The 8,874-nt window shown below is 59.6% G+C and carries 14 protein-coding genes and 1 other RNA gene; 8 read left to right on the forward strand and 7 right to left on the reverse strand.

Annotated elements, in window-relative coordinates:
* From ACQY7U_RS11670 to ssrA, 5 genes are all read right to left on the reverse strand, one after another.
* A partial coding sequence (locus ACQY7U_RS11670; protein ID WP_428644624.1) for a hypothetical protein occupies positions 1 to 206 on the reverse strand: 206 nt, incomplete at its 3' end.
* 327 nt (positions 207 to 533) lie between these two features.
* On the reverse strand, positions 534 to 752 hold the full coding sequence (locus ACQY7U_RS11675; protein WP_428644626.1) for a ribbon-helix-helix domain-containing protein: 219 nt from the start codon (positions 750 to 752) through the stop codon (positions 534 to 536).
* Positions 753 to 758: 6 nt separating this feature from the next.
* On the reverse strand, positions 759 to 986 hold the full coding sequence (locus ACQY7U_RS11680; RefSeq protein WP_428644627.1) for a DUF4169 family protein: 228 nt from the start codon (positions 984 to 986) through the stop codon (positions 759 to 761).
* Between the two features lie 15 nt (positions 987 to 1,001).
* Entirely contained in the window at positions 1,002 to 1,580 is a 579-nt protein-coding gene (locus ACQY7U_RS11685; RefSeq protein ID WP_428644629.1) for an SspB family protein, read from the reverse strand.
* Positions 1,581 to 1,757: 177 nt separating this feature from the next.
* Positions 1,758 to 2,126, reverse strand: a transfer-messenger RNA (tmRNA) gene (ssrA, locus tag ACQY7U_RS11690).
* A gap of 161 nt (positions 2,127 to 2,287) precedes the next feature.
* Between ssrA and ACQY7U_RS11695 the strand changes: the two genes are divergently transcribed.
* From ACQY7U_RS11695 to ACQY7U_RS11715, 5 genes are all read left to right on the forward strand, one after another.
* Positions 2,288 to 2,707: a MarR family winged helix-turn-helix transcriptional regulator gene (locus tag ACQY7U_RS11695; RefSeq protein ID WP_428644631.1), complete on the forward strand. Its 420-nt coding sequence runs from the start codon at positions 2,288 to 2,290 to the stop codon at positions 2,705 to 2,707.
* Positions 2,708 to 2,776: 69 nt separating this feature from the next.
* Positions 2,777 to 3,187 carry a hypothetical protein gene (locus tag ACQY7U_RS11700; protein WP_428644633.1) on the forward strand — a complete coding sequence of 137 codons (411 nt, stop codon included), beginning with the start codon at positions 2,777 to 2,779 and terminating at the stop codon, positions 3,185 to 3,187.
* Between the two features lie 9 nt (positions 3,188 to 3,196).
* Complete coding sequence (locus tag ACQY7U_RS11705) at positions 3,197 to 3,712, forward strand: class I SAM-dependent methyltransferase (RefSeq protein WP_428644634.1); 516 nt, start codon at positions 3,197 to 3,199, stop codon at positions 3,710 to 3,712.
* Positions 3,713 to 3,842: 130 nt separating this feature from the next.
* Positions 3,843 to 4,637: a thymidylate synthase gene (locus tag ACQY7U_RS11710; RefSeq protein WP_428644636.1), complete on the forward strand. Its 795-nt coding sequence runs from the start codon at positions 3,843 to 3,845 to the stop codon at positions 4,635 to 4,637.
* 220 nt (positions 4,638 to 4,857) lie between these two features.
* Positions 4,858 to 5,934: a serine hydrolase domain-containing protein gene (locus ACQY7U_RS11715; protein ID WP_428644637.1), complete on the forward strand. Its 1,077-nt coding sequence runs from the start codon at positions 4,858 to 4,860 to the stop codon at positions 5,932 to 5,934.
* 13 nt (positions 5,935 to 5,947) lie between these two features.
* Here ACQY7U_RS11715 and ACQY7U_RS11720 read toward each other — a convergent pair whose 3' ends face one another.
* Positions 5,948 to 6,634, reverse strand: coding sequence for a DUF2461 domain-containing protein (locus ACQY7U_RS11720; RefSeq protein WP_428644638.1), 687 nt, complete (start codon positions 6,632 to 6,634; stop codon positions 5,948 to 5,950).
* Positions 6,631 to 7,005, reverse strand: a complete 375-nt coding sequence (locus ACQY7U_RS11725; protein ID WP_428644639.1) for a TfoX/Sxy family protein — start codon at positions 7,003 to 7,005, stop codon at positions 6,631 to 6,633. The genes ACQY7U_RS11720 and ACQY7U_RS11725 overlap by 4 nt, the downstream gene beginning before the upstream one ends.
* Positions 7,006 to 7,114: 109 nt before the next feature.
* On the opposite strand from ACQY7U_RS11725, the gene ACQY7U_RS11730 reads away from it, so the two are divergent.
* From ACQY7U_RS11730 to ACQY7U_RS11740, 3 genes are all read left to right on the forward strand, one after another.
* Complete coding sequence (locus ACQY7U_RS11730; protein WP_428644641.1) at positions 7,115 to 7,675, forward strand: dihydrofolate reductase; 561 nt, start codon at positions 7,115 to 7,117, stop codon at positions 7,673 to 7,675.
* 19 nt (positions 7,676 to 7,694) lie between these two features.
* On the forward strand, positions 7,695 to 8,171 hold the full coding sequence (locus ACQY7U_RS11735) for a GNAT family N-acetyltransferase (RefSeq protein ID WP_428644643.1): 477 nt from the start codon (positions 7,695 to 7,697) through the stop codon (positions 8,169 to 8,171).
* Positions 8,172 to 8,403: 232 nt separating this feature from the next.
* The coding region (locus tag ACQY7U_RS11740) for a protease modulator HflK N-terminal domain-containing protein (RefSeq protein WP_428644644.1) at positions 8,404 to 8,874 on the forward strand (471 nt) is incomplete at its 3' end.

Consider the following 8,874-nt stretch of genomic DNA (forward strand, 5'->3'; position numbering starts at 1 on the left):
TTCCGCTGCGGCGGAGGAAGAACGCCTGCGCAAGCTTGAGGAGCCTGAGCCGCAGGACGATCAGGCTGCCTTGCCTGAACCTGTGCCAGAACCTGCGCCTGAACCTGAACCGCAAGCACCCCCCCGACCGGAACGGCAGGAAACGTCGTTGTCTCCTCCGGATGGGCCGTTGCCGGACCGGAAAAGCTCACTCCCGAACGTGACAAGTCCTTTTCCTTCCCAGGAACGCGAGGTCCCGTCACAGAACCAAACGCCGTCTGCTCCGGACAGTGCAGCGGTCTCACCGGCAGGTGGCGTTGCGCCCGTGCGGCATTTGCGTGTGGAAAAGACGATCAGCCAAAGGCCCTTCGCGGATCGTATACGCGACATTCTCGGAACTCCGGAAACCGGACCGGAGCCGTCTTCCGGCGCTCAGCCAGAGCCGTCCGGGAATCTGCCGCCGCTGGATCCGCCCATTTCGATCGAGGATCTTCTTTCACGCGATTCCGGCGGGCCGATGGTGCTGCCGGGAGTCCCGCAATAAGCGTGCTGGTTCAGGCCATGCGGGCCTTGGCCTGCTGGAGCGCCCACACTCGAACGGCGGAAGACAGCGGGTCGTCCGGATCTCGATTGTCGTCGATTTCGGCAATCAGGCCGGCGAGAGACTGCCGCTTCTGCTCTGTGTAAGCATCCACGACCTCCCAGAAATCAGGTTCCAGAGCCAGGCTGGTCCGGTGGCCGTGCAGAGTGAGGGAGCGTTTGATCAGGGGCATGTCGGGTCAGGCCGAACCGTCGTTGCCCGAAGAACCGTCATCGTCAGCTAATCCGGGCTTCTGCAGGAGATGGGCGTCGACGTGGCTTTCCAGTTCTTCCCGCCTGCGGCGCGCGGCCTCGCGTTCGGCCTTGCTGCGGCCGAATTTGCGGCGGTTGTTCTCAGCCGACCTGTCCTTGTCCTGCCGCTGCTTCTTCTTGCGCGCCATGCGCAGATTGATGATCTCCGCGCTCATGGAAGGCCTCGGTGGTCAGGTTTTCTTGCGGAAGGCATCCAGCGAAACGACTTCGCCGCCGCCGTCATTGCCGGAAGCCTCCGCGGAGGGGGCGGCCTTGGCGGCTGCCGGACTGACTTCCGCGCCGTCCGTATCCTGATCCGCGCCGACCGGCGTGTCGGCACCGGCCATTTCCTGCTCTGCCCTGGCGAGTTCCTCGACAGCCTCCAGAAGCTCCTCGGGAAGTTCTTCAGCAGTCTTGCCCGGATCGAACTCCAGGGCAAACTGCACGGACGGGTCGAAGAAGCCTTTGATGGCCGAAAAAGGAACCAGCAGCTTTTCCGGAACGCCGCCGAAGGAAAGTCCGACCTCGAAGGCATGCTCTCCGATGGCCAGATCCCAGAACTGGTGCTGCAGGACGATCGTCATTTCCTGCGGATAGCGTTCTTTCAGGCGCTGGGAAATCCGGACCCCCGGCGCGTTGGTGTCGAACGCAATATAGAAATGATGGTCCCCGGGCAGGCCAGTGCGTCCGACTTCGGCAAGAATTTTCTTCACCGCGCCGCGCAGCGCGTCCTGAATCAGAATGTCGTATCGCAGAAGGTCTTCAGACATCGGCTTTCGTCGAATCTCGATGGGAATTTCGTTGCTCAGGAGCACATTGACGGTCCGGGCTCAAAAAGAAAAGGCTCTTTTCCAAGTGACCCCGGATTAATGGTCCCCTTGCACCCAAGTTACAGCACTCTGGCCGGCAAGTGTACCGGAGAGGGAAGGAAAACACGGGACAAGGGAAGTGGAGGCTTCTGTTGCCAGGTGCCTCCGGACCCCGCCTGAAGGTGCTAACCAACGGGACTTAGTGGACTACCGGCGCAGCGTTACGCTGCGACAGCGTTGTCCATAGCATAGTTGTCGTTTGCAACTATTAGAACAGCCCGATAACGGTGGTACAATGCCGAGCAAAAGCACAGTCTTTACGCCCTCGTCGATCCTGTTTCGCCCCCGCCGAAACCCACGAGATTTCCAAAGTTGGTCTCATGAGCTTGGGTGGAGGCGCCGGGTACCGCCCCCGGGTCCGATAGGTTTATTGCACTGACCATTTATTGCCATAGCTGGTAAACCAGCACGCCTGATATAGGCGCTCCGGCAGTGAAATGGAAGTACCTCGGTGCCAACCAAATCTTGTGGATGCGGGAAAAAGCTTCAAAAACAGCTTATGCGCGGAAACCGGCTCAGAAACGGGGCGTTGCTGTTCTCAACGCATTGGTATTGACAATGTCGGGATGCGTAATTAGTTAGGAAGACTAACGATCCGGAGTCTGGCAGTGCAACTTTCCGAATTGATCGAACTGATTCACCGGCTTGCCCACCGGCGCTGGAACGCGCTGGGGCCGGAGCTGGGGCTTTCCTATAGCGAATTCGAGTACCTGAGAGCAATCAAGGACCAGGAATGCCGGAAGACGGACAAGAACGACCACGGACAACACTTGCAGGACGTGGTTGAGGAAATGGGTGTGCGGAAAGCGTCCGCCAGTGTGATGGTGGTCAAGCTGGAAGAGCGGGGCTGGGTTCGCCGCGTTCCCTGCCAATTCGATGCCCGGGCGCAGCACATTCTTCTGACAGCGGAAGGTGAGGCGCATCTTGCCGACGGCAAGACCATCTATGACACCGTCGTGAAGGCCGTGCTGGCAGAACTTGATGATGCCGAGAAAAGTACGGTGGCACGCCTTTTGGTCAATGTCTGAAAGACACGCCGTTCCGAGTTTGGATGAATAAGTAAGTTAAACTAACTAACAAAAAGATCGCGAGAACAAATGACCTTTGAACCGACCTTGTTGGGAGTCGCCATTCACATCCTCTTCTGGGAAAAACTCCCTGAATGGGGATCGTGGTTCAATACCGGGCTGACATACCTGCCCAAACCGCTGCAGACACTCTACGAACAATGGCGCTGTCCCTACTGCGCAGGCTTCTGGATCGCACTCGTCCTTCATGCCGTGACCGGGTTCTGGACAATTCCAGCCCTGAGTACACTTCCGGACCTTCTTTGGATTCCCGGTGCTGCCGTTGCATGGGGTCTTGATGCTCTTGCAACCGCAACGCTGATTTACGCAGCGGTTCTGTCGCTCAAGGCGATTGGTCTGCCGGCCATGAAGGCCCACTTGATGAAAGCCGAGTTTCTCCAAAACGCATTTCCGGACAGCGCCGGAAGAGAGGAAAGCTGAGGTGTTCCGATGGCTTGCGACTACGATGCGCTCTACCGGAGAACGCCGAATGCACTTGGTGCGCCGACGAAGGCTTTCTGCAATTTCTTCAGTACCTTCGACAAGCCGGCTGCGCGTGTGCTCGATGTAGGGTGCGGGCAGGGCAGAGATGCCCTGTTCATTGCACGGCTGGGACACTCCGTGGTCGGGGTCGACATTTCCTCTGCCGGAATAGCCGATCTTCTGAAAGCCGCGGCCCGGGACCAGCTCGACTTAGTGGGGCACGTCGCCGATGTCGTAACCTTCGAGCCATCCGGCACATTCGACGTTTTGCTGATCGACCGCACGTTGCACATGCTTGAGCGCGAAGACCGGCAATTCGTCCTTGAGAGAGTGGTCGCGCATCTGGTGCCCGGCGGCTTTCTCCTGATCGCGGACGAAACGCCCAACCTGCGGGAATTTCGTGCCACCCTGGAAAGGCCTTCGGCAAGTTGGTCCATTGTCAGGAACGAGCGCGGCGTATTATTCATGCGTCGGGAGTCCTGAGCGCGCTCAAGGAAGTGCATCCACAACGCCAGCCTCGACTGGGGAAAAATCGTCGTGGGGGCTGCGTTTTGCGGAAAATCTGCCAAGTTAACTTCATTCACTAGATTTCCCGACCTTGAAGGGGCAGGCCGTGCAGCAGTATCTCGATCTTCTGGAAAAGATCCTGGAGGAAGGCGTTGACCGGGGTGACCGGACCGGCACCGGCACAAGGTCCATCTTCGGACACCAGATGCGCTTCGACCTGTCGAAGGGTTTTCCTCTGGTCACGACCAAGAAACTGCACTTGCGGTCGATCATTTACGAATTGCTCTGGTTCCTGGCTGGCGATACGAACATCCGCTACCTCAAGGAAAATGGCGTCAAAATCTGGGACGACTGGGCGGACGAGAACGGCGAGCTTGGCCCGGTCTACGGTTACCAGTGGCGGTCCTGGCCGGCGCCTGACGGGCGCTCCATCGACCAGATAGCGAACCTGCTCACCATGATCCGCACCAACCCGGAAAGCCGGCGGCTGATCGTGTCTGCCTGGAACCCGGCGCTGGTCGACGAAATGGCGCTGCCGCCGTGCCATTCCATGTTCCAGTTCTATGTCGCCGAGGGCAGGCTGTCCTGCCAGCTCTATCAGCGCTCGGCGGACGTTTTCCTCGGCGTTCCCTTCAACATCGCCTCTTATGCGTTGCTGACCATGATGGTGGCACAGGTGACGGGCCTGAAACCCGGTGATTTCGTGCACACCTTCGGCGACGCGCACTTGTATTCCAACCATTTCGACCAGGCACGGGAACAGCTTAAGCGAACGCCACGTGCCTGGCCGCAAATGAAGATCAATCCGGACGTGACGGACCTGTTCGCCTTCAAATACGAAGATTTCGAACTGGTGAACTACGATCCGCATCCGCATATTTCGGCACCGATCGCAGTTTGAGGTTTTACGCCGCGCATCTGCCTTTTCCGCGCCGGCAGCAACACCGGAGCATTTGACGTTGCGCCGATTTCCGGCTGCGCCGTCTCGCACAGGTGAAGGCCATGCTGGCGGATTGGATCGGAAGGCGCCCGCCTGTGTTGTTCCTGGCAAGGAAAGGGTTCGCATTTCAATCAGAAAAGGCGAGAATACGGAATTCCTTTCACGGTCCGGAGAAATTCCCATGCCGCTTCCGGTAACAGGTCTGTCGCTGTCTCCCCATGCCTTGCAGGCGGAAACGCTCGGGTTCGATCCGATGATCGGACGAAAGCTCTGTGCCGGAGTGGACAAGGGACAGCTTACGGACCTTCATGCGGTTCTCGCCGAAAGGCACGGCGAGATCGTGCTTGAAAGTTATGGGACCGGTCCCGACGAGTGTCTGGGACGCCCGATCGGCGAGGTGCATTTCGACGCAGGAACGCTTCATGACCTTCGTTCCATCACGAAATCGATTGTCAGTCTGCTTTACGGCATCGCTTTGCAGCGGGAATTGGTTCCCCGGCTCGATACGCCGCTCCTGGATCTTTTCCCCGAATACGAGGCACTGGCGTCCGATCCGGAGCGCAAGCTTCGGACTGTGGAGCATGCGCTCACCATGACCCTTGGCATGGAATGGGATGAAGACCGGCCCTACTCGGATCCGCTAAACGGCGAGGTCCTCATGGAACTGGCACCGGACCGTTTCCGCTACATACTGGAACGCCCGCTCGTGGAAGAGCCCGGAACGCGCTGGATCTACAGCGCCGGGGCGACGACCCTGATCGGCGAGATCCTGCAAAGGGGAACTGGCCGGAGCCTGCCGGATTTTGCAAGGGAAGCGCTCTTCGGCCCGCTTGGAATTTCCCGGTTTGAGTGGACCGCCGGCAGGGACGGCGCGCCCTCGACGGCTTCCGGCCTGCGGTTAACGGCGCCGGACCTCCTCAAGATCGGCCGGATGGTTCTGGACAATGGTCTCTGGCATGGCCACCAGGTCGTTCCGGAGGCCTGGCTTCTGGCATCCCTCCGCCCGGTGATCGCAACCAGCGAAGGGCCGGACTATGGCTATTACTGGCTCTGCGGCCGGTCACAGGTTCCCGCCCTTGGTGGAGCCGCCGAATGGTTCGGAGGGTTCGGCAATGGCGGCCAGCGGCTTTGGCTTTGTCCCCGGGCAGATATCGCAACCGTCATATTTGCCGGAAAATACGACGACCGGTCGTCCCGGATATCTTCAGAGCGGGTCTGGAACGATGTCATTCTGGCAAGTCTGGAAAAAGCCGGTTGAGCGCTTATGGTGATCACGTGCCGGCTTTATCCAGAAGCCCGGTCTGCCATTTCCAGAACGGAAGGGTGACGGCCCAGATGTCCAGAAGTGCGTTGGCACCATCCTCGCCCTGAACAAGGCCGGTGTCCTCCACGGACTTCCAGACGGCCAGCCCCTTGTGCCGGGCCATGCCGGCATGGGGATGGTCCTTCGGGAAACCTCGGGGAGCCCGGGCGAGATCCGGCGCGGATACCTCGAAGTCTTGCGCTTTCAGGCCGTTGAGAAGACCGGCAAGAACGTCCCCGCCACCTGTTTCAAGTTCGCGCAAGAAGGCGCCGAGCACGGGCTTGGAAAACACAAGGCACCCCGTTCCGATGCGAATATGGTCTGCCTCGATGGAGAGGAAAAACGAAGGCGGCTGAGCCTCCTTGCCTTCGAAGCGGCCACCTTCCGGCCAGAAGGCCATGCGGAGATGGGTGTTGTAGGGGGTCTTGTCCTTTGAAAAACGCAGGTCCCGGTTGATGCGGAATTGCTTGGAGACGATGTCACGGCCCGTCAGATCCCGCAGTGCCGTTTCAAGGGCCGGGCGGAAAGCGTCGGCAGGTTTTTTGATGAAACGCTGGTAGCCGGCCTTGTTGGCCTCGAACCAGTCTTTGGTGTTGTTGCCTGCCAGCGCTTTCAAGAAAGCGAAGGTTTCCGGCTGGAAGCTCACAACGGTCATCGTCCCGGCTTCCGCGCACTGGGCGTTTTCTTCTTGGCGGCATTGGGCGGCAGGGCGCAGACATAGTTGCGCGCCAGATCCACCCAGCTCTTCAGGTCGTCGTCGGACTGGATGCCTTCATGTTCGACGCGAATGAAGCCCGGCATCGGCCGCCCTGCAGGTTCACAAGGCGACGCATGGGGCCTGGCGAGAGCCTCCGCCTCCTGTTCCTTGCCGACCCGGGCCATCAGCCCGCGTTTCGATACGCAGGTCAGCATGTTGCCGTTGACCATGAAACAGGTGCCGCCGAACATGCGTTTCTGTTCGACGTTTTTCTCCGGGATCAAGCCCCGGATGCGCTCGATCAAGACGGTTTCCATCAAGTCGGACATCTTGGAAATTCTCCTGGTGAATAGGCCTTTTCTTCAAGAACGTGCCGGACCTGCGCAACCCGACACCCGGTCAAAATTTTTCAGCCGGTTTTCATCCGCCCTGAAATCCATGCTAGGAGGCTTGAAGCAGATTGAAAACCGGATTCGGGGAGGTGCCGTGCCTGAAATTGTCCTCATTGCCGCCGTTCCCAGGAACGGGATCATCGGGGCTGACAATGACATGCCCTGGAGGCTGCCCACGGACCTGAAGCGCTTCAAGAAGATCACGCTCGGGAAACCTGTCGTCATGGGGCGCAAGACCTTCCTTTCCTTTGGCGGCAAGCCCTTGCCGGGGCGGCCCCATGTCATCATCTCCCGCGATCCGGACTATGCGCCTGATGGCGCCGAAACCGCGGCTTCGCTGGAAGCGGCATTGGACCGGGCCCGGGACCTGGCCATGGAGCTCGGGACCGACGAGATCGTTGTCATGGGGGGCGGTCAGATCTATGCCCAGGCGATCGGGCTGGCCGACCGCCTGGAAATCACCGAAGTGGATGCCGAACCTGAAGGTGACACGGTTTTTCCGGATATCGATCGGGCTTTGTGGGTGGAGACCAACCGGGAACGGGGAGTGCGTTCGGAGAAGGACAGCGCGAACTTCACCTTCGTGACCTACCGGCGCAAGACCTGACCCTTACCGAGTGACTTGTATGACCCGCATCGATAATCTGCCTGAAAATCTGACGGCAAACTGGTTGAGGTTCGACCAGCTGAGCAATCATGACGTCCACGATCTCCTGCGGCTTCGCCAGAATATCTTCATTCTGGAACAGAATTCCCTTTACGCAGATATCGACGGCAAGGACCCCGAAGCCCTTCACCTGATGATCAGGAACTGCCATACAGGGGAGCTCGTCGGGGCAATCCGGTTGTTCGCCGACCTGAAAAACGGGGAAGCGCGCATCGGCCGCGTCGTTATCGCGCAGGAGGGGCGCGGTGGTGGCCTCGGCCGCCTCATGATGGAGGCCGGTATCGACGAAGCGCGGCGGCAGGTTCCCGGATGCCGGATCCATGTATCGGCGCAGGCTTATCTGGAAAACTTCTACGGATCCCTCGGATTTGAGACCGTCTCCGAAGTTTATATCGAGGACGGCATTCCGCATATCGACATGATCCGGTCCGGCTGACCGGCTTCGTTAACCCTCAGACGCCGAAACGGCACGAAGTGCCCTTGACACCTTCAGGTGCCTTACCCACCTGCGGCACGGGAAAACACGTGGATTTTTCAAGCGTTTTGCGGTCGTCTTTGCGTTGAAAGCATCCGGTAACCTCCCTATAACCTACGGTGAGTCAGAACGGGTGAAACAATAAAAACCCTTGTCCGGCAGCGCGTGCCGGATTTGAAAGAAGGAAGTTTGGATGCCTTGGAGCAATCAGCCAGGCGGCGGCGGCCCCTGGAAAGGTGGCGGAAACAACGGCGGCCCATGGGGCGGCGGCGGCGGTAACAGCGGCGGCCCCTGGGGCAGCGGACCCAATCGGGGAGGCGGCGGCACGCCGCCGGATCTTGAAGAGCTCCTGAAACGCACCCAGGACCGGATGAAAACCGTACTGCCGGGCGGTGGCGGAGGACGCCTTGGCGCCGCCGGTGTCCTGATTGTCGCGGCCGTGGTCGCAATCGGCTGGCTTGCCACCGGTTTCTATGTGGTTGAACAAAGCGAGGTCGGTGTCGAGCTTGTTCTTGGCGAGGTCGAGAATCAGACGCCTCCGGGACTGAACTACAACTGGCCGTATCCGATCGGCGAGGTCTTTACGCCCGAGGTCGAGCTGCAGCGTGAAACGACCGTCGGCACGGTCGAAAGCGTCAGCAGCGCCGGTGTCGTGCGGGCGCGT

The sequence above is a fragment of the Roseibium sp. genome, assembly GCF_050301095.1.
GTDB lineage: Bacteria > Pseudomonadota > Alphaproteobacteria > Rhizobiales > Stappiaceae > Roseibium.